This window comes from Amycolatopsis halotolerans (assembly GCF_042647905.1).
In the GTDB taxonomy this organism is placed as follows: Bacteria; Actinomycetota; Actinomycetes; order Mycobacteriales; family Pseudonocardiaceae; genus Amycolatopsis; species Amycolatopsis halotolerans.
Genome location: NZ_JBHRWI010000015.1, coordinates 101,772 through 122,268 on the forward strand (window position 1 = coordinate 101,772; position 20,497 = coordinate 122,268).

The following is a 20,497-nucleotide window of genomic DNA, read 5'->3' on the forward strand; positions in this document are numbered from 1 at the left end:
CCTACCGCTGCTGCCCGGACGTGAGCGAGGGCAGCACCGCGGGCAGGCCGTCGCCGGTCATCTTGCCGAACGCCGTGCGGGTGTAGTCGTCGAAGGCGGCCTTCGCGAGGTCGTCCTTGGCGGCCTGGTCGGTGAAGTGGTAGTTCTGCGCCGCGTTGTGCGCGAAAGTGCCCAGTGCGTTGACCGTCTCCTTGAACTGGGTGATGAACCGGTAGAGCCGGTCGGTGGTCCCGCTGTCGGCGTCCAGCACGGACTCGTGGCCGTTCAGCATGCTGCCGCAGCCGCCGCTGCCCCGTCCGGCCACCAGGTCCGGGACCGACACCCGGGCCAGGGTTCCCGCGTTCTCGGCGAACCGCTCCATCAAAGCCGGGATTCCCGCCATTCTGTCCGGTGGTGTCATCGCGCTCTCCTGCTTCCGCTCGTCTGTCCACAGTGGTCTGTTCGGTCAGGCCCGGGGCGGCGACCAGGCCAGCTGCACCAGCCCCTTGTTCCCGCGCCGGTCGACCAGCCAGCCCCGGCCGGGCGGCAGCACCTGCGCGCGCATCCCGCCGAGCAGCGGGCCCTCGTCCCGGTCGCCGGACATCAGCACGCCGGCCGCGCCGACCTCGCGCATGCGGTTGAGGACCGGTTCGTACAGGCCCTTGCCGGCGCCGCCGGTGCGGCGGGCGAGCACGATGCGCAGCCCGATGTCGCCCGCTTGGGCGGCGAGCGGGAGCAACGGCATGAGCGGGTGGTTCTGGTGCGTGGCCACCATGTCGTAGTCGTCGACGAGCACGAAGATTTCCGCGCCCTGCCACCAGTTCTTCGCCCGCAGCTGCTCGGGCGTGACGTCCGGGCCGGGCAGCCGCCGCGACAGCCGGGTGACCACCTCGTTCAGCAGCGCGATGCTGTGCGCGTCGTTGGTGCCGGTGCCGAGCAGGTACTCGTCGGGGATCTCGCCGAGCAGCCCGCGCCGGTGGTCGATCAGCACGATCCGCGCCTGCTCCGGCGTGTACGCGGCGCAGATGCGGCGGGCCACCGTGCGCAGGAACGAGGTCTTGCCGGACTGGGTGTCGGCCAGCACGAAGAAGTGCGGATCGTTCGCGAAGTCCAGCCGCAGCGGCGACAAGTCGTGCTCGTGGACGCCGATCGCGAGCCCGGCGTCCGGTCCGGACAGTGCGTCGGCGGCCGGAAGCTCGTCATACGCCAGCACGCCGGGCAGCAGCCGGACCGGCGGTGCCGCCGCGCCGGGCCACGCGTCCGCGATCGCGGTGACCAGGCCCGCGAGTCCCTCGGGCAGATCGCCGACGCTGTGCCCGCCGTCGATGCGCGGCAACGCGATCAGCATCTGGTGCTTGCTCGCCGACAGTCCCCGGCCGGGCCGGTCGGCGGGCACGCCCATCGCCGCGCGCCGGTCGACGATCGAATCGATCGGGTCGCTGATCTTCAGTTCCAGCCGGCTGGCGAACAGGTCGCGCACGTTCATCCGCAGGTCGAACGAGCGGGAGCACGCGGCGACCACGTGGATCCCGTAGGCGAGACCGCGCGAGGCGATGTCGCTGACGATCTCCTCCTGCTGGTCGAAGTCGTTGCGCAGGGTCAGCCAGCCGTCGATCACGAGGAACACGTCGCCGTGCGGATCGTCCGGGAACTCGCCCGCGGCCTTCCGCTTCCGGAACGTCGCGACGCTGTCGATCTTGTGCTCGGCGAACAGCCGCTCCCGCTGGGCGAGCAGCGTGGCGACCTCGGACACCGTGCGGCGGACCGCGCCGGTGTCCAGGCGTCCGGCCACCCCGGCCAGATGCGGCAGCCCGTCCAGCGCGGCGAGCGTTCCGCCGCCGAAGTCGAGGCAGTAGAACTGCGTTTCGCGCGGCGTGTGCGTGAGCGCGAGGCTGAGGATCAAGGTGCGCAAGGCCGTGCTCTTGCCGCTGCGCGGGCCGCCGATGACCACGACGTGTCCGGCGGCGCCCGACAGGTCCAGGCTCAGCGGATCGCGCCGCTGCTCGTACGGCCGGTCCACCAGGCCGAGCACCGGGCGCAGCGCTCCGGCGAGTTCGGTCGAGTTGGCGGTCAGCCCGCGTTCGCGGTGCGCGACCAGGTCCGGCAGCAGTTCGTCCAGGGACGGCGATTCGTCCAGCGGCGGCAGCCACACCTGGTGCGCGGGCGTGCCCCGGCCGACCAGCCGGTCGACCATGATGTCCAGCAGCGTCTCGTCGACCGCGGCGTCGGGTTCCGGCTCGGGCTCGGCGGTGTCCCCGGCGTCGATCGCGGGCGCGTGGTAGGCGGTCGTGTATTCGTGCAGCACCAGGTCCTCCGGCGGGCCGGCCGGTCCGCCGGACTGGCTGACCCGCCGGTGCACGCCGGACACGTAGGCCGAGCGGAACCGCACCATCGATTCGGTGCCCACCTTGAGGAAACCGTTCCCCGGCGCGCGCGGCAGCTTGAACGCGTCCGGCACGCCGAGCACCGCCCTGCTCTCCATCTCCGAAAACGTCCGCAGGCCGATCCGGTAGGACAGGTGGCCTTCCAGTCCGCGCAGCCGTCCCTCGTCCAGCCGCTGCGACGCGAGCAGCAGGTGCACGCCGAGCGACCGGCCCAGCCGTCCTATTTGGACGAACATGTCGATGAAATCCGGCTTGGCGGAAAGGAGTTCGGAGAACTCGTCGCAGATGACCAGCAGCGTGGGCACCTCCGGCAGCGGGGCACCCGCCTGGCGCGCTTTCTCGTAGTCGCGCAGCGAGGAGAAGTTCCCGGCCGCGCGCAGCAGTTCCTGGCGGCGGATCAGCTCGCCGTTGATCGCGTCGGTCATCCGGTCGACCAGGTGCAGTTCCTCGGCGAGGTTGGTGATCACCGCGCTGGTGTGCGGCAGTTTGTCGAGCCGGGTGAAGGTCGCGCCGCCCTTGAAGTCGATCAGCGCGAAGTTCAGCGAGCCGGGCGGATGCGTGATCGCCAGCGCCAGCACGAGCGTCCGCAGCAGTTCGGACTTGCCGGAGCCGGTCGCCCCGATCAGGAGGCCGTGCGGGCCCATGCCCTCCTGCGCCGATTCCTTCAGGTCGAGGTCGATCGGGGCGCCGTCCTCCTGGATGCCGAACCGGATCCGCAGCCGGTCGCGGTTCGGCCGCGGCGCCCAGGTGTCCTCCGGCGAGAGGTCGTAGGGATCGCCCAGCCCCAGCAGTTCGGCGAGACCGAGCTCGGAACTCATCGGCGCGTCGCGGATTCCCGAGCTGAGCCGCAGCGGCGCGAGCTGCCTCGCCAGTCCTTCGGCCGCAGCACCGTCGAGGAAATCGGCCTCGCCGAGCTGCGCTTCGCCCTCTGCGGTCCGGCTCGAAAGCGCGCCGTCGGCCCCGACCGACAGCAGCACGGAAGTCCGGGCAGGCACTCGCGGCGGCCGAGTCGTCAGGTCGAACACCGTGACGCCCTCCACGCCGCCGCCGGTCATCAGGTGGTCCGACCCGGCGACCTCGCCGCCGTCCAGGACCACGACCAGGTACGGCCCGGGGACGCTGACCTGCTGGTCGGGATCGAACCGCGGGCGGGCGCCCAGTTCCTCCTCCAGCATCGCTTCCAGCGCCGACACCGCCGGAACCACCAGCCGCAGCGGGCCGAGTGCGTCCGAACGCGCCGGGTGCAGCGAATGCGGGAGCCACTTCAGCCATTCCCAGTCGGCGCGGCGGTCCTCGCTCGCGCACACCGCGATCCGCAGATCATCCGGCGACTGCAGTGCGGCGAGCTGGGCCAGCACTGCCCGCAGCATGCCGAGTGCCGCCGTGCGGTCCCCGCGCAGGTGGATCCGGCTGAAGCCGTTGACCGCGATCGCCAGCGGCAGCCCGTCGACCGTGCGGTGAGTCGCGAGAAACCGCCGCAACGCCAGCGCCGACAGCGGTTCGAGCTCTTCGAGCGGCAGCGTGTCCGGCGCGACGAGCGCGAGCGCCGGGCCCTGGGGACCGCGCCCGATCCGGGCCACGGCGAAGTCCTCGTCGTCCTTGCGCCGCTCCCACAGCCGGTAGCTCGCCGCGAGCGACCACAGCGCGGCCGGCTCCGGGTGGAGGTAGTCCATGGCCGTGCGCTGCCGGCGCACCGCCCGGCGCAGCCGCACCCGGTGCTGCGCCAGGTGCCGCAGGTACTTCCGCCGGGCCTGCCCCATTTCCCGTTTGCTCGGGCCGCCGCCCTGCAGCAGCCCGGTCAGGATCATGCCCAGCATCCCGACGCCCATCAGCCCGTAGACCACGAACCGGAGGGAACCGCCGAGGTTGCCCGAGTACAGCAGCAGCGTCGACGCCATCATGGCGAGCATCGGCAGCACCGTGAACACCTGCGCCCACTGCCGTCCCGGCGGGGCCGGGATCGCCGGGGGCGGTTGCAGCATCAGCTCGCCGGCCGGCATCTCCGGGGCCGGTTTCCGCGCGGGCCGCTTGACCAGGACTGTCGCCATGGCACCGATCTTCCGCGTCCGGGCGGCGTTCCGGGCGGCCGTGGCAGGAACGTGCCGCCAGGCCGGTATCGCGCGCCGGAGGAACTAGCTTCGGACAACGCAGGGAGGCGGCCGGGGAATCCGGGGCGCGTTCCCGTGAGCGCGAATGGAGGGTCTTGTGACCGGGTTCAACTTCATGAACGGCGATCCCACGCAGATGCGCGGGATCGCCGACAACTGGCGTGGCCTCTACGAGGAGGTCGCGAACCGCAACACCAGCCTCAACACCGGGAACACCGGGCTGGAAGGCGTCTGGAAGGGCGCGGGCGGGCGGATGTTCCAGGGGATCGAGCCGGACCGGTTCGCCCAGAACCAGCGGCTGACGACGAGCGGCCACGGACTGGCCGACACCCTGACCACGTCGGCGAACAAGTATTTCGAGAACGACGCGGAAAACGGCCGCGCGCTCGGCGTGACCGGCGATTTCCAGATCAACACCGGTTCGTTCGGTTCCGCGTTCGGCGCCGTCTGAGCCGCCGCACCGGAGAAGGGAGACCACAGTGACCGACCAGATCCTGATGTATTTCGACCAGGTCCAGAGCCAGGCCCAGGAGATCTTCAAGGCCACCGGCCAGGACTCGACGTCGTTCGGCGACGTGTACCAGCGCGCGAAGGACGCGTTCTCGAGCGTCCTGACCGACGGCAACGGCCACGAGATGGACGCCGCGATGGGCCAGAAGTTCAAGCTGGACAACGAATACAACGACAAGGCCCACGCGATGGGCCGCGCCACCTCGAACTCGGTGGACCGGTCGCAGCACTGCGTGCAGAGCTGCGCCGCCACGTGGCAGGTGTGATCCTGGCACGGTGAAGCGCGCCCCGTTCTCGGACGGGGCGCGCTTTCTTGTGTCCGCTTAGGACTGTCCGAGGAGCGAGACCTGGTCCGGCAGCTCCTCCGCCACCGGATCGGCGGGCAAGGCCGCGGCCCGGCCCGCTCGCCACCCGCGACGGCCGCCCCGTCGCACGACGACCACGATCAGCACCGCCACCAGCAAAACCCCGGCGCCCCCGAAGGCGAGCCAGGTCGCGGTCGAGGTCGTGCCGCGGACCCACTCCGCGTGCGCGACCGCGGCCCGGTCCTCGGGAGCCGGGTGATACGCCGGGATTCCCGCTGCCGGCGCGAGGTTCATCCCGTCCGTGACCGCGCGGTACGGGTTGACCAGACCGGCGCCGTACGCGTCGCTGGATTGCCCGCCCCTTGCCGGGCTCGCGGTCGCCTCCAGCCGCCGGATGACCTCCGGCGCGGACAGGTTCGGCCAGGCCGCGCGCACGAGAGCCGCGGTACCCGCGACGAACGGGGTGGCGAAGCTGGTTCCGTCGTCGTAGGCATGACCGTCCACTCTGGTCGCGGCGAGCACTTTCGCTCCCGGCGCGACGAGCCCGACGTACGGGCCGATCTGCGAACTGGACGCCCGCGCCCCGTCGATGTCCACCGCGCCTACGCCGAGCACGCCGGGATAAGCCGCGGGATACGACGGAAGTTTCGCCGACGCGTCCTGCTGTGCGTTGCCCGCCGCGGCGACCACCACGACGTCGCTGGCCACCGCGTAGGCGACCGCTTCGCGGATCGGCGGGAAGTCGGCGGTCCCGGACATGGACAGGTTCAGCACGCGAGCGCCTTGCCCGACCGCGTAGACGATGCCGTTCGCGACGGTCTGCGGGTTGATCCGCTGGATCTGGCCCTGGTCGGTGAGGTCCTGGTCGCTGACCCGGACCGGCAGCACCGTCGAGTCCGGCGCGACGCCGCGGAACCCGACGCCGGGCAGCGCGTCCGCCGCGACGATGCTCGCCACCGCGGTGCCGTGCGAATCGCAGTCGAAGGAGCCGGGAAGGTCCTGGTTCGCCACGAAATCGCGCCCCGGCAACACCTTTCCGGGACGGCGCAGCTGCGGATGGTCGGCGTCCACCCCGGAATCCACGACCGCCACCACTACCCCGCCGCCGCGCGTGTACCGCCACGCCGACTCGGGGGCGAGCGTCTGCTGCGCCCAAGGCTGCGCGGCGATCTCGGGGTGCGCGGGTTGCGCGTTGGCACAGGCCCCAGCAGGAGGCGCCGCGCGCGCCGTGCCGCCGCCGAGGACGAATTGGAGCGACGTCACCGTCAGCACGGTGGCGACAGAAGCCTTACGGTGTCGGGTCACCCTCGCGATACTGCGGCACTTGGCGCCCGTTCCCGGCTCCGTGGCCGCTACCGGTCACCGCCCGCCACAACCGCGCTCGCGGTCCCAGACTGGCGTCCGGAAGCGAGGAGGACTGGCATGGACACGCCACCGCACCTGAACATGTACGAGGAATACCGGCAGCTGGCCGCCGACATCAGGGCCGCGCAGTCCCGGATGGCCGAAGTCCGCGCCGAAGCCTCCTCCGACGACGACCTCATCACCGCGGTCGTCGGCAGTTCCGGCGAACTCGTCGAACTGCGCCTGGACTCCCGGATCTACCGTGCGCCCGATTCGGCCCAGCTGGCCGCCGACATCACCGACGTCGTGCACCGGGCCGCGGAGCTTGCCCGTCAGGAGACTTTCTCGATCCTGTCCGGATACCTGCCTGCCGACGCCACTCCGGAGACCGCGGACCTGCGCGCCGATCCGATGCTGCACGAACTCGACCGTCAGCTCACCGGGGAGGGCCGCTGATGGCACCGCCGGAGAAACCCGCCCCCGGCGAACACCTCGTCGACCGCACCGACCCCGGCGGGTACGCCGGGATGTACCCCGACGCGACCGAGCAGGTGTTCCGCGCGCTGGCGCAACTGCAGCAGACCTACCACACCACGTTGGGCGGCATCCGCGACGACTTGCAGCAGGAGTACCAGGTCGGCAACGGAGCGACCGGCAAGGCTTTCCTGGATTCCTACCGCGACTGGGCGAAAAGCCTCGACCGGAACGCGCAGCTGGCCTCGCTCGGCCTCGCGCAGATGACCGACCAGGCCGTCGGGCAGATCGCCGAATACCGCACCGCGGACGCGAAGAACGCCGCCGAGCTGCGTTCGTCCCAGACCGGGCAGTAGCCGGATGGCCCCCGGCGACGTCCAGGAACCGACCGAAGAGCTGTGGATCCGCGTCAAGTCCGACTGGCTCTCGCGGCACGCCGGATGGCTCGACGCGATCTGGCCGCTGGACAGCGAATCCGACGCGCGGAAGCTGGGCGACGCCTGGGACCATCTGCGCGACGCGCTGAACACGCTGCACGACCAGGCCGGTCCGCACGTCGAGAGCCTGCACGAGACCTGGACCGACCTCGCGGGCGTTTCCGCGTACAACGCCTTGCACCGCTTCCTCGACGGTTCGTCCGGCGGCGAGGGGCTGTCCCAGCTCGCCGGGCACTGCCATGAGCTGGCCGAAGCCTGCCGGAAGTACGCGAAGGACCTCGCGGACATCAAGGGCGAGATCGTCGCGGACATCCTGATCAACGTCGCGCTGTTCGCGCTGTCCACGTTGATCGCCGGACCGGCGGGCGAAGCCCTCTTCGCAGCAAGGCTCGGCGCTCAGATCGCGGCCAGGGTCGCCGCGTTCGTCGAGAAGATCGCCGCTTCCAGCCGGGCAGCGCGGCTGGCTGTGGGCCTGGGCAAGTTCACCGTCGAGGCGGCTTGGAACGCCGGGCGCGGAGCCGCCGGCGGCGGGGTCGGCAATCTGCTGGGCCAGGAGTTCAGCTCGTGGCGCGGGTACGGGGACGTCGACAAGGACAAGGTCAAGAACGCGATCAAGGCGGGCGCCATCGGCGGCGCACTCGGGCACGTGGCGAACCGGACGGTGGGGAAGGTCGTTTCCGACACCGCGGCCAAGGGCCTGGGAAAACTGCCGAAACTGTCCGAGGACGCCGCGAAACAGCTCGGCTCGGTCGCCGGCGCGAGCGTGTCCGGAGCCATCACCGGCGCCAGTACGAACTACATCCTCGACCACCCCATGGGCCAGGGTGCGATCGCCGGCGCCGCGCGGGGCGGAATGCACGCGCTCGGGGCGAACGGCATGAAGAACACCTATGAGCGGATCACCGGGGAGCAGCACCCGACCATCCGCGACCTGATCCGGTCCCACCTGCCGACCCCGCCCGACGGCGGTCCCCCGAACACCCCGATGCCGCCTCCCGACCACGGCTCCGCCGCCCCGTCCGGCGGAGAGGCGCGCGGCTCGGCCGAACAGGCTGGCACGTCTCAGCACCCCGGAGTGCACAACTCCGCCGAACAGCAGGCCTCGGCCCAGCACGCCGAAGTACCTCTCGCCGAACGGGCCACCGGTACAGACGGCGCCCATTCCGGTGCGGGACTGGCCCCGAGAGTCGACGCCGGGTCTTCTGGCGCGGAAGTGACGAACCTGGCCCGGCCGCCGTCCTCGGCACCGGCGCAGCTGCCTGCGCGGACCGCTACCCTCGCGCCGCACTCGCCCGCGCACGGAACTCCTCCGGCGCGGTCTGGCGATGCGCCCGCCTCGGCACCGACCAGGGACGCTGGGTCAGGCGGTGGTGCCAAAGGTTCGTCTTCGGGCAAGGACAGCGCCGCCGCGCCGGAGAAGACTGCACCGACGCGCGCTGATGACGGTGCTTCCGGTGCCGCGGAAGAGGGACACTCGTCTGCTGAGGCGGCCGGAGAGTCCAAGGCAGGGAAGGTAATCGACCTGGACTCGCGGCGGAATCCCGACTCCGCCGCGGAAGGCAAGCCGGTCGAGGCGGCTGGGGAGAAGAGGGCTCCTGAGGCGGACACCCCGCCGGACGAGCCGCCAGTTCCGCAGCCGGATGAGTCGGCTGGACCGTCCGGGCCCTCCGCGAGTCAGAAGGATGCGCCGCGAGCGACCGGATCGCCGGACACCCGGCCGCCGGGGGCCTCCGCTACGGCTCCCCACGGCGAACCCACACCGCTCCGGACCACCGGATCGCCCGACACCGGTGCCCGGCCGACGCGGACCACCGCACCCGACAACGAGCCCACACCGCTCCGAACCACCCGATCAGCCGACACCGGCGCTCAGCCGACAAAAACCGCCACCGCCACCCGCGGCGAATCCGCGCCGCCACGTCCGGCCGGATCGCCGGACACCGGTGCCCGACCGACCCGAACCACAGCACCCCACAACGAACCCACGCCACTCCGAACCACCCGGTCGACCGACGCCGCTGCGCCCCGCAGCGAGTCCGCGCCGCAGCGATCGGAGACCGCGGGCAGCGAGGAGTCCGCATCGGCGAAATCGCCCGCTGAGCTCAAGGATTTCCGGCCGAAGGAGACGTTCGCCGGGCGGGTCAAGAGGGTTCTCGTGTCCGAGCCCGAGGCGAAGCTGGCGGAACTCTCCGAGCGCGCCGCCTACGCGCGCGATCGCGGCGTCGGCTGGCTGGGCGACCAGCTGCTCGGTTCGCTCGGCGGTCACCCCGCCGGTCCGAGGCCGGGCGATCGGTGGTTCACCCTCGAGACCCGCCGCAACGAGGCCGAACTCGCCGACGTGCTCGGACGCCTGCGCGGACTCGGGTACTCGCTGCCGGACCTCGCCGAGCAGGGCGTCGCGTCCCGGCATCTCGCGCTCGTCGACCGGATGGTGCACCGGGAACTGAGCGAGTGGGAACTAAAACAGGCGCTCGTGGCGCGGACCAACCTGTCCTCCGCAGAAGGACATCCCGCCCGCACCGCGTTCGACGAGGTGCTGTCGAGGACAGGCGACCTGCTCGCCGAGGCCAAAGGGCTGGAAGCCAAAGCCCACGAAGCGATAGCTCGGACGCCCGAACCACAACCGGATCCCGTCGCCTTCACGGTGCTCCACGGCGAGGGTGTCTCGGACGGGGAGCCGGGCACGCGAGCGGCGTTGCGTTCGGTGCCTGTCATCACCGGGGCGAGCGAAGCGCTGGCCGGCGGGAATCGACCTGCCGGGGCGCGTGCGCCGGAGACCGTCGGAGCGCACTTGCCGGACGGCGACGCCCCGATCTCTCCGGACCGGGCCCGAGCGCTCCCCGACCTCTGGAACAACTACCACGCACAGGCTCGTTCCGGCGGCCTGTCCGCGCACTTGACGCTCCTGAACGGCGCCCAAACCGGAAACCTCGACGCCGCCGGACGCCACGACTTCCGGCTGGCGTTGCACGACTGGCTGACCGAGACGCCGACTCCGGAAGGAACCGGGCTGCGCGCCCAGTTCCGCGCTGCCTTCGACCAGCTGGACCACCTGGGCACCGGCCCGCATTCGCCTTCCGCTGAGCCGCACCCAGTCCAGGCCGAACCGCAGTCGCCATCCGCAGGGCCCGAACCCGTCCAGGCCAACCCCCACTCGCCACCCGCCGAGCCGGAACCGGTCCAGACCGGCCCCCACTCTCCGTCCGCCAGGCCGGAATCCGTCCGGGACGAACCGCAGTCGCCGTCCGCCGGGCCCGAACCCGTTCAGACCAACCCCCACTCGCCACCCGCCAGGCCACAACCCGTCCAGACCAACCCCCACTCGCCACCCGCCAGGCCGGAATCCGTCCGGGCCGAGCCGATGCTTCCCCGGGCGCGGCTGGGGCAGTCGGTGAGCTTCGCCGAAAGCCTGCTCGGCCCGGTCGTCAGCCCGGCGCCGACGACCGTGACAGATCCGGTGCGGCCGTCGATCGGCTTCCCCGCCCGGACTCCGGTGCGGACGGAACCGTTCCCGGGCGTCGGCGATCCGCGCCCGCCTCGGGTGGGCGATGCGGCACCGGTCCGCGTCGGCGATCCCCGTCCGGGAACACCGGTCCCCGGCGACCCGGCGCCAGTGCGCGTCGGCGACCCGTTCCGCACAGGCGACGTCGCCCCGCTTCCGCGACTCCCGCCGGACTTCCCCGGCCGCGGCAACCAGCCGAAACCCGTCCCGGACGTGCGCTACCCACAACCGGCCGTACCGGAGGTCCCGCCCGTAGTACCCGCCACTTTCCCATACCCCACCGACAAAACCGTCGCGCGGCCGGTCCGCGAGCACACCGAGGTCGTACCGCTGCGCCACGACTATCCCGGCGAGACGAAGCCACCGCCGCCGGTGCCGGACGAGGACACAGACGAGCGTTTCGACCTCCCGCGCGAGGTCCGCGAGCAGCTCACCGAACAGGAACTCGCCGACCTGTGGGCGCTCGTCCGCGCGACCGGCGCCCGCCCCGGCGACATCCTTCGCTGGATCGTCGACAAGGTCCTCTACGACCGCATCCGCAAACCGGGCCGCGGGCTGCCGCATCAAGACACGAGTCTCGCGGACAAGCTCCGGTTTCTCGCCACCGAACGGGAAACGGACCGGCTCCTCGTCGGCGACCGGCTCGCGGAACTCACCGGCAGGCCGCAGTCGCGCGTCCAGGTCGCCGAAGAGGAGGAAACCCGCGGCGACGGCGCGGCGGGCATCTTCCTGCGTTACGGCGTCCTCACCACATTGTCCTTCGCCTACGCCGAGTTCGCCAAGCGACGAGACCTCCTCGACCGCATCGAGGCGCAGCTGGCGCTCGCGAAGTCCGCGGCGGCCGACAGCCCGAAACTCGCCGAACGAGCGTACGAACTGGCGTTGGAACTGGCCCAGGAATACCTGGACCTGGTCGGCCCGGACCTGGGTTTCATCCACGCGCTGAGCCTTTGCGACGACGCGGAGCGAGCCGCGCTCGGGTTCGGCGGCGCGACGGATTTCCAGCCGCGCGGGCAGGTCCACGATCACGGCGAGACCATCGGGCTGGCCGAGTTCTCCTTCTCCCACGCCGACGGCGGACGGCGGAACGTCGTCGTCGCCCGGTTGCGCAGTCCCGGCTCCGCCGACCGCGAACGGCTGGTCAAGAACGCGCGGCGTTATCTGCGGAATCAGCGATCCGGCGAGAAGAAGCCTTACCTCGTCCTCAGCCGGGATTGGCGCAACGTCGGCGAAGCAGATCTCGCGGAGCTCACTGACGGCTTGCGGAAAATGGGTTTCGCCGCCGTCCTGTACAGCGACCCGACCCGGCCTGCCGAGGAGCCTCGGGTCACTGCGCTGCATCTCGACGACACAGTGCGCGCCGAATCGGTCGCGGCACCGGCGCGTTCGGACAAACCCTGGCTGGGCAGGGTTTTCTCGGAACTGTGGAAGGCCGCCGGGCCCAACGGGCAGCCGGGCTTGCGGCAGATCGCCCAGCTGCCCGCGAAGGACGCTGTCGACGTCCTGTCGTTGCTGCTCCGGCCCGACAGCACGCCCGCGGCGAGGGATACGCATTTCGCGGCACTCGGGCGGGAACTGGCGCGGGTGCCGGAGGATCAGCGTCAGGCGCTGCGCGACAAGTTGCAGTGGCTCGGGGAATGGATCGACGGACGACCGCCTTGGAAGCAGGCCTACGAGGACGCGCAAGGACTGTGGACCGCGTCCGCGCTGTTCGCCGCGCTGAGCGCCGGAGTGTCCATTAAGGACATTCGGCAGTTCGCACCGGATTTCGGGCCGCTGCACGCGAGCCCGGACGAGGAGGTCGCCGCCGCGGCGGTGCTGGCCGAACTGGCCCTTCACTGGCACGGGCTGGGCGATCTGTGGCAGCCCGGAGTCTTCGAAGCACCGGCCCGGCCGGACGGCGACCCGGCGGCCTTCCCGGATTTCCCCGTGCGGGACGCGACTTCGACCGGCCCGGACTATCACGTGGTCGTCGCTCGGGCGGACAGCCTCGACGAGCGCGAGACGACCTTCGCCCGGTTGCGGCGGAATCTGGCCGCGAACGGCGCGCACCCCCAGTTCGTCGTGCTCACCGGCGAGATGACGGCCGCGGACCCCGAAGCGCTGCGTGAACTGTCCCAGCAGTTGCTCGCCGAGGGCTTCGACGCGGTCGCGGTCCACCGCCCCGGCTCGGCGTTCGACGTCCTCGCCGCGCGGACGAACCTCCTCACCAGCCTGACCGCGCACGCCGTCGGCCCGCCCCGGCCGACGATCGCCCCGGGACTCGCCGAATGGCTGTCCGGCAAAGCGGCGGCCAGGCACCGAGAACACGTCCGCCTCGCCGAACAGGCGCAGCGCGCGGTGGAAGCGGCCGAGCGCTCCCCCGCCGTGCCCCAGCCTCCCAACGCCGTCCAGCCCCATGCCCGCCAACCCAGCGCCGTCCAGCCCAGCGCCGTCCGGCCCGCAGCGGAAGCCGCGGCAGCACCACCCCTCACCGGAACCATCGAGATCCACACCCCGCTCAGCACGATCCCCGCCGCCCGGCAGCGGCTGGCCGCCGAGGACATTGCCCGCCGGATGCTGCCCGCCGCGGCCGCAGCGGCCGGGGTGCGCGTCGCGGAGAACGGCCCGTTCCCCCGCCCGTCGGACGACACCGTGTTCCTCGACCAGTCCGGGACGGTGTTCGCCTTCCAAGTCATCCCGACCCCGAACCTCGGATACTCCCCGCGGAACCCCATCACCTTCCAGGTCTTCCGCGAGCCCACGCCGGGGCAGCCGCTGCCGCTGGTCGTCCTCCGGCTTCCCGACTGGCTGGCCCCGGACCTGGCCGTCCTCCCGATGGCCCATGCGATGGCCGCCGGAGCGGCGCTCCTCACGGCCCACCGGCGCGGCGACCCGATTTCCCTGCCGGAACAGCACTTCTGGCACGACCGATTCCCCGGCACCGCCCCGAGGCCGACCCCGACCGACCTCGGCTACGTCGCTCAGGTCGCCGCGCTCGGCGCGGAACTCGACCGGGACGGAACCCGGTGGCGCGACCGAGGCCGGATGCGCGAACACCTCTCGCGCCTGCTGTCCTACCTCGGCATGGCCGCAGACGATCCCCACGCCGCCACCCGCCTCTCCGCGCTGGCCGCACACAGCGCAAGCACAGCAGGCATCGACCGCGCGCTGACCGTGGCTGACCGATACCGTCCGGCCAAGGCGGTCGAGGGCTACCGCGTCACCCACTGGCCCGTCGAGGACCCCGCCGTCGAGATCGGCCATCGACTCCCGGTGGACACCCCGGCGCGCCGCTTCGACCATCCCGCAGCGGTCGAAGCCGCGATCCGCGCGCAGGTCGGCAAGGCCGCCGAACGGACCGGAATCCTGCTCGCGCCCGCCGGCCCCGACCTCCGCTACGACGTGTTCCACGACGGCCGCCACCTCTTCACCGCGGCGTTCCACGTGCTGCCGCGCACAACGCTCGAATCGACCGGCGTTTCCGTCCACCCGGGCACCCGCACGCTGTCGGGTTACCTCCCGGCCCGGCTCCGGCCGCAGGACGTCGAGGAGATCGTCCGCGCGGCGCTCGCGTTCGGCACGCGCTACTTCCGCACCGCGACCTGCGACCCGGGAACGCTCCGCCCGGACACCGACACGGACCGGCTGCCGGAAGGCCCGGCGGACCGCGCGCTGGAAGCCCGGCTCGAGGTGCTGGGCGACCGGATCACCACGACTCCGGCCTGGCGTCCGCGACACCGGCAGCAGTTGATCTCTCAGTTGCGCAGCCTGCTCGAACACGCGGGGTTGGAAAAGCAACTACCGGACTATTCCTACCGCGTCGCCGCGCTCGGTGCCCACGCGCGTGCCGTCGTGGACACCTTCGCCGTGGAGCGGAAGGACACCGCTTACCCGACCACGGCGTTCACCATCGCGACCACAGTCATGTTCGAGCAACCCGCCACCGTGGCCATGACCGTCGCACTTTCGATATCCGGTTTCGCAAGCGGGCACCCGGGAAACGGCATCGGCTACCTCGTGTACGGGGCGGCGTCCGCAGTGCTGGGCGCGGCGATGACCCGTCGCTACGACATCGCCAGCGACAAACAGGCCGCGCTGAAGAAGAAGTACGACGAGATCCGCGCGAACGCCGACCGCGGCCGGGACCAGCACGAACTGGTCAACAGCTGGCACGAAGCGAACTTCGGCACCCCGCTGCTGAGCACCGGCGTCCCGACCCCGGCGCAGCTCGAAAGCGACGCGCCGGACATCGCCCTGCCGCTGCGCACCCGGATCGTCCGGTTCAGCACTCCGCCGCTGGTCGCGCTGGGCACCGCAGCCGCGGTCGGGTTCCCGCTGGACATCGCGACTGGCTCGTTCTTCGCGCTCGTGGCGACCGGGGTGGGCACAGCGGTGTTCCGGCCGCTTGCCGAGGGCTACACCCGGCGGCGGCGCAAGGGCGCCGAACTGGCGGCGCACGACGCGATTCGACGTGAGCTGCACGAGTACGACCTCGAAGACGCGAAAGAGCTGTACCGGCAGCTGGTGCACGCGCGCGCCGCGATCGAAGGCCTGCTGGCCGACGGCGTGATCCCCGGCGCCGCGCTGGCCCAGCTGTCCCCGGCGCCGGCCGAACGCGCCGCGGTGGATTTCGCCGAGCAGGTCACGGGTTCGAAGCTGATGGACGCCGTCGCGAGCTTCCTCCCTTATCTGCCCGACCTGTACAAGATCACCCACCCGACTCTGCAGCCGCTCAAGGCCCTCCTCGAGCACTTCACCCCGTTGGAAATCCTGGCGGCCGTGGATCTCGCGAAACTCGGCGTCGCGGGCTGGATCTCCGCCCTGGCGGACAACCACCTCGCGGTGGGCGAGGTCAACAACAAGCTCACCCGGATCGCGATGCGGATGCGCGCCGAACGGGAAACCCAGCTGCCGGTGAAGATCCGGGACCGGGACCTGCTGCTGCGGGACCTGGTGGGCGAGGCGCTCGCCGCAGTAGGGACCGCGCGGCCCGGCGCGAGTTCGTCCACAGTGGAACGAGCACTCGCGGAAATTCGTTCGAAGCCGCCGTTGCTGCCGAAACCGGTGTCCCGCAAGGCCGCTGTTTCCCGGCTGCGGTACGCGGCGGTCATCAGCGCGAAATCGGTCACGGTGGGCGGATTCACCGTCGGCTTGAGCGTGCTGGCCGGAGTGCCTGTCACGTCGGTGTGGGGTGCCGTCGCGGCCGCGGTCGCCGGGTTGCTCGCGGTCGTCGGCAAGCCGTACTACCGCATCCGCGAGATCCTCACCGACGACCGCGCGGGCACCCCGGTCGAGCAGCAGAGCGATCGCGACGCGGTGGCCAACGGGCACGTGCTCCGGCTCCTGCTCGAGACCGTGGGCCGGGAGCAAGGCGAACAGCCGGTGCTCCCCGCCGTGACGCCGCTTTCCGAATTCGAGCCGCTGACTTTCACCGACGAAAGCCTGCGGTCCGGCGCATGGGCAGCGGAACTCCGGGAGAAGCTGGACGCCCTCGACCGGGCTGTCGAGAACGAACTGGGGCACTGGGGTTTCCGCCCGACGCTGGAGCGCCGCCAAGCCTTGCTGCGCGACGAACTGCCCCGCCTTTCCGCCCGGGCGAGGACGCAGCTGGCCAAGTACGAAGGCAGCGAGCACGGGTTCCTCGCCAACCATCTGGACGCGACGCTGCGGGAGTACTTGCGCACCGGCGAGGGAGACTTCGCCACGCACGTCAAGGAGGTTCTGCGGCAGCACGAAACCGCCGACGCGGACCTGCTCCGCGGGCTGATTTCCGTTGTGCGGCGGCACGAAGGAAACCTCGCCGCGCGGCTGGGAGAGCTGGTCCGGGAACACGGCCGCGGCCAACTGGCCGACCGGGTGGCGGAACTGCTGGACTCGCGCCCCCGGGACGAGGAAATCGCCGCGCACGTCAACCTCGTCGTGCACTGGCACGGCACCAGCGGTGACGGCCAGCTCGCCCGGCAAGTCCGCGACCTGCTGCGCCAGCCGGAGCGGCTTCCCGGCGAACTGCGCCGGCTTCTGCTCCCGTTCGAGCACGAACGCACGCGAGCCGCCCGGCTCGCCGTGGCCGCGATCCGGGACCTCAACGAACTCCTCGACGAGTACCAGGCCGCCAGCGATCCGATGCGCTTCACCCGCCTCGAACCCCCGGCCGCCGAGCTGCCCGAACCGGATTACCGAAGCCCCGGCCAACTGCTCGCCGACGATCTCGCGAACCGGCCGGACCCCGTGCGGACAGTGCTGGGACTGCGCTTCCTCGCCGACGTCGTGCCCGAAGGCTGGGCGACGCGGGCCCGGACCTGGAGCGCCGAACAGCTCGCCGAGGCGAGGAAGGCGGTGGAACTGGCGATCTGGTCCGGGAAGAAGAACGGAAGCTACACGCTGCCCGCGGTCACCGCCGACACCGCGCCCGCCGCCGTGCTCGAAGCGTTGCTGCGCGAAGAAGTCCCGCTGCTGCGGGAAGTCAACCCGAACTACCGCGCGGCCCGGCTCGACCGCTACCGGTACCGGTCGAACTGCGTCTCCGCCACGAGCGCGCTCTTCCACCGGATGGCGGGCTGGGACACCACCGCCGTGCCCGCCGGGCCGGAGCCGGAGACGCTGGCCGCGCTCTGGCAGCGGCTCGGCGGGACGTGGGAAGCGCACGGCAGCGAGTACGACCGGCTCATCGCCGCGATCACCGGACGCAAGGGGCTCGTGGCCGCGGTCGCCGTCCGTTCGCTCGGCGACGACGGCACGATCGCCCGGCACGTGAGCGCGGTGATCGTCAGCGAGCGGACCGGCGTGCCGGTCTTCGCCGACCCGATGACCGGATCCGCCACGAAGCTGCCGGCCCGGCCGCTGGAGATCCACCTGCTCCCGGTCGATCTCGCCGCGCTGCGGTCGACCGAGCCGGTCGCGCTGCCGCCCGCCGGGCTCGACCGGGTCCGGCCGGAAGAGCGGACCGAGGGCTACCACGGGAAACGGCTGCGCGCGGTTTACGACGTGCTGCGGCAATCACCGCAGTTCGCGGGGAAGAACCTCCCGCCGCTGCCCGCCGAACAGCAGAGCCCGCCGGTTCATCTCCTGACGCACCCGGTGTTCCAGCTCTGGCGGCGATCGCCGCTCGCGCGGGCGACCCGGACGCACTCCCTCCCCGCGATCGACGCCGGCACCGTGTCGAAGTCGCAGGCGGCCCGCTTCGTGCGGGAGGCACAGCCCGGCTACGACCGGCCGGACCCGAACGCCTACGGCACCGCGTGGCATCCCGACGGGCGGGTGGACCAGGGCTATCTGGCGTACTGGTTCGGCGGGTTCTGGTTCCACAGCCACGATTCCTACGACAGCGTGATCATCGCGATGGCCGAACGGCCGCTCGGCGCCAGGGCTTTGCTGCACATCGTCACGACAGACCGCAACGACAACGAATACCACCAGCTCGGCTGGGTCGCCCACGGCCGCTACGGCATCGCGTTCTTCGACCGGCTGGAAGGCAAACTGCTGCGCCTGCCCGAATATCCGGCCCGGCTGGCCTTGCTGCCGTTCACCGACGCCTTCCTGCCTTGGCCGGACGCGCCGCCGGAGTACCAGCCGGCGGCGGGCAAGCTATACGTGCCGGACACTCCGGCACCGAGCCCGGGCGTCGACCTGCGGCGTCCGTACCAGGAACCGTCTGCGCCTGGTCCCATGTGGACACCGAGGCATGAGGACCTGGATTCCGGTGTGGACGAGGGACGCGGCGTCAAGTTCTCGACTCCTGGGCCGCACCGCGCGCTCCGGCCGCCGATGCGCCAGGCACCGCATGCCGCCGGACCCCCGTCGAACGCGGCGAAACCGGCGCGCTACGGCCCGTACCACCGGCTGGAAAGCCGCAGCCAGTCCCCGGAAACGGCGAAGCTGATCGAGGAATCGAACGAGGTCTGGGGCAGGACGCCCCGGCACGGCAGCAATCCGGCGGTACAGGCGTGGAACGGACCGCTGCCGTCGGACCGGCGCGGGGTCGAGTTCTACACCGACGTCAAGCCGCTCTTCCACGGCGCCAAGTCCGGCCTGCGGGAATGGCGGGCGGCGCAGGGCGTCCGAGTGGACGACGAGTTCGCGAAGCTGGACGTCGTGGTCACCAAGAACACCCAGGTCGAGGCCGCCCCGGAACCGGTGGAGAACGTCATTCTCGCCGAGGCGGTGGCGGAGGTCGAGGCCCGCGGTCCGGAGGCGATCCTGCGCGAGGACGCTCTCGCCGCGCCGCCCCGGCCGCTCGAACCGACTCCGACCCAGGCCCAGACGCTCGACTCGATCCGCGCGAACGCGAGCGACCCCGTGCCGGCAAGGCCGCCCGTCGCCGATCTCGCCCAGTGGCTGGCTGCCGAAACCGGCGGGACCGCCGGCCCCGGCTCCGTCCGGTTCGACCGGGTGTCCTGGATCTACCAGGCGCTGGAGGTCCTGCGGCGGGACGGACCGGCCCGGATCACCGGCGTCGAGGACGGATTCGCCGCTCCCGACGCCACCGGACACCGCGAGATCCGGATTTCCCTCCGCCTGCCCGACGGACGTCCGGCCGAACTCCGGCTCGGGCTGACCTCGATCGACGAGGTGGCCGGGACCGCGCGTGCGCTGGGCAATTTCGCCCGTGCCGTCGAGGAAACCCAGCCGAGAACCCCGCATGACGAGGCCGTCGCGGCAGTCCTGCGCCGACGGCAGCGTGAACTCTTCGACGAAGCCCTGCGCCGCGGCCTCCCCTCACCACCTACCAGCTTGGAGTCCTTTGTAGACCCGGACGAAGCCGTGCTGGCCGCCGCCGAGATAGTCAGCCACGTCGAGTTCGGCGACAATCTCGCCAGCGCCAACGAGACCCACTGGCTGACCTACGCCGACGGTTCGCAAGCCATCTACAAGCCCGCCTCGGGCGAGTCCCGCTCGCTGGCCGTGCCGATCCCCCATGGCGGGCAAGGCTTCCGGGAGAACGCGATGTACCGGCTGGCCCGAGCGGCCGGGTCGAACGTCGTGCCGGTCACCGCACACATCGACGGCCCGCGCGGCCCCGGTTCCGCGCAACGGCGGATCGAGGGCCTCTCCCCCGCGCTGGACGTCTCGTCCTACCCGCTCGCGCAACAGCAGGAAATGGCGTACCTCGGTTATGTCGGGGCCAGCTCCGACTGCAAGGCGTTGTCGAAGGACGGTCAGGTCGTCGCGATCGACAACGGCCAGAATTTCCCGGACTACGCCGACGATCTCATCGGAATCAACTCGCCGTTCGTCGCGACCTGGCTGAACCGGCCGCTCGACGCGGAGATGCTGGCCCGCATCCGGGCGATCGATCCCGGCTGGCTGGTGCGAATGCTCCGCGCCAGCGGCATGAGCGAGTACGCCGCCGACGAAGCCCGCGACCGCCACGAAGAAGTCCAGCGACTCGGCCGAATCGCCGGACAACAATGGACCGGCCGCATCTGGAACGGCCGCGACGGACTGGCGAGGGACTACCGGTGACACAAGAAGG

8 protein-coding genes are annotated in these 20,497 nt (G+C 71.4%); 5 read left to right on the forward strand and 3 right to left on the reverse strand.

The genetic code is table 11. The features are described from left to right. Position 1 precedes the first annotated feature (1 nt). Both ACFORO_RS10745 and eccCa read right to left on the reverse strand, forming a co-directional pair. Entirely contained in the window at positions 2 to 400 is a 399-nt protein-coding gene (locus ACFORO_RS10745; RefSeq protein WP_354735002.1) for a hypothetical protein, read from the reverse strand. A gap of 45 nt (positions 401 to 445) precedes the next feature. Further along, complete coding sequence (gene eccCa, locus ACFORO_RS10750; protein ID WP_377868631.1) at positions 446 to 4,411, reverse strand: type VII secretion protein EccCa; 3,966 nt, start codon at positions 4,409 to 4,411, stop codon at positions 446 to 448. Between the two features lie 157 nt (positions 4,412 to 4,568). On the opposite strand from eccCa, the gene ACFORO_RS10755 reads away from it, so the two are divergent. Beyond that, positions 4,569 to 4,922, forward strand: a complete 354-nt coding sequence (locus tag ACFORO_RS10755; protein ID WP_377896538.1) for a WXG100 family type VII secretion target — start codon at positions 4,569 to 4,571, stop codon at positions 4,920 to 4,922. 28 nt (positions 4,923 to 4,950) lie between these two features. Continuing rightward, positions 4,951 to 5,247, forward strand: coding sequence for a hypothetical protein (locus tag ACFORO_RS10760; RefSeq protein ID WP_354735005.1), 297 nt, complete (start codon positions 4,951 to 4,953; stop codon positions 5,245 to 5,247). Positions 5,248 to 5,304: 57 nt separating this feature from the next. On the opposite strand, the gene mycP is transcribed toward ACFORO_RS10760, so the two are convergent. Beyond that, positions 5,305 to 6,591, reverse strand: a complete 1,287-nt coding sequence (mycP, locus tag ACFORO_RS10765; RefSeq protein ID WP_377868629.1) for a type VII secretion-associated serine protease mycosin — start codon at positions 6,589 to 6,591, stop codon at positions 5,305 to 5,307. A 117-nt stretch (positions 6,592 to 6,708) separates the two neighbouring features. Here mycP and ACFORO_RS10770 point away from each other — a divergent pair, with 117 nt between their 5' ends. The 3 genes from ACFORO_RS10770 to ACFORO_RS10780 are packed head-to-tail and all read left to right on the forward strand — an operon-like array spanning position 6,709 to position 20,487. Beyond that, complete coding sequence (locus ACFORO_RS10770; protein WP_377868628.1) at positions 6,709 to 7,086, forward strand: YbaB/EbfC family nucleoid-associated protein; 378 nt, start codon at positions 6,709 to 6,711, stop codon at positions 7,084 to 7,086. Then, the gene (locus tag ACFORO_RS10775; RefSeq protein WP_377868627.1) at positions 7,086 to 7,460 is read left to right on the forward strand and encodes a hypothetical protein; all 375 of its coding nucleotides are present in this window, start codon (positions 7,086 to 7,088) and stop codon (positions 7,458 to 7,460) included. Before ACFORO_RS10770 ends, ACFORO_RS10775 begins: the two co-directional genes overlap by 1 nt. A gap of 4 nt (positions 7,461 to 7,464) precedes the next feature. Beyond that, the gene (locus tag ACFORO_RS10780; RefSeq protein ID WP_377868626.1) at positions 7,465 to 20,487 is read left to right on the forward strand and encodes a WXG100-like domain-containing protein; all 13,023 of its coding nucleotides are present in this window, start codon (positions 7,465 to 7,467) and stop codon (positions 20,485 to 20,487) included. Positions 20,488 to 20,497: the final 10 nt, after the last annotated feature.

What these genes read in the sequence shown, in the direction of transcription:
- ACFORO_RS10770 (WP_377868628.1), top strand. Translation starts at nt 6,709, where the DNA reads ATGGACACGCCACCGCACCTGAACATGTACGAGGAATACCGGCAGCTG.
- ACFORO_RS10780 (WP_377868626.1), top strand. Translation starts at nt 7,465, where the DNA reads ATGGCCCCCGGCGACGTCCAGGAACCGACCGAAGAGCTGTGGATCCGC.
- ACFORO_RS10745 (WP_354735002.1), bottom strand. Translation starts at nt 400, where the DNA reads ATGACACCACCGGACAGAATGGCGGGAATCCCGGCTTTGATGGAGCGG.
- ACFORO_RS10775 (WP_377868627.1), top strand. Translation starts at nt 7,086, where the DNA reads ATGGCACCGCCGGAGAAACCCGCCCCCGGCGAACACCTCGTCGACCGC.
- eccCa (WP_377868631.1), bottom strand. Translation starts at nt 4,411, where the DNA reads ATGGCGACAGTCCTGGTCAAGCGGCCCGCGCGGAAACCGGCCCCGGAG.